The organism is Brevibacterium sp. SIMBA_078 (assembly GCF_046534565.1).
GTDB lineage: Bacteria > Actinomycetota > Actinomycetes > Actinomycetales > Brevibacteriaceae > Brevibacterium.
This window is the reverse complement of sequence record NZ_JAWRYQ010000168.1, coordinates 1-277: the sequence shown is the minus strand read 5'-3', so window position 1 is coordinate 277 and position 277 is coordinate 1. Positions and strand designations below refer to the sequence as shown.

Below are 277 nucleotides of genomic sequence, written 5' to 3'. Positions count from 1 at the left end.
ATCGATATAGATATTCACCAACTGCCGCATATGGTAATAATGAGGTTCACCTCCATCCATATGAGGCAAGAAGGTTATCAGCAGCTGAAGCGCTGGCAATACAATCTTTACCAAAGGAATTCCAATTTCCTCAGACTATGACATTAAGTGCAATGTTTAAAACTATTGGTAATGGAGTGCCATACTTATTTTCTTATGGTATTGCATCTACAATAAAAGATTACTTAGAAAAATAAAAATGAATGGTAATGAAAATGGATATTGAACAAACAAAAAC

At 33.6% G+C, this 277-nt stretch carries 1 protein-coding gene; it reads left to right on the top strand.

Annotated features, from left to right (window positions below; translation table 11 throughout):
- Positions 1 to 236: DNA cytosine methyltransferase (locus SB749_RS19310; RefSeq protein ID WP_410711728.1), on the top strand; the 236-nt coding region annotated here is incomplete at its 5' end.
- Between the last annotated feature and the right edge of the window lie 41 nt (positions 237 to 277).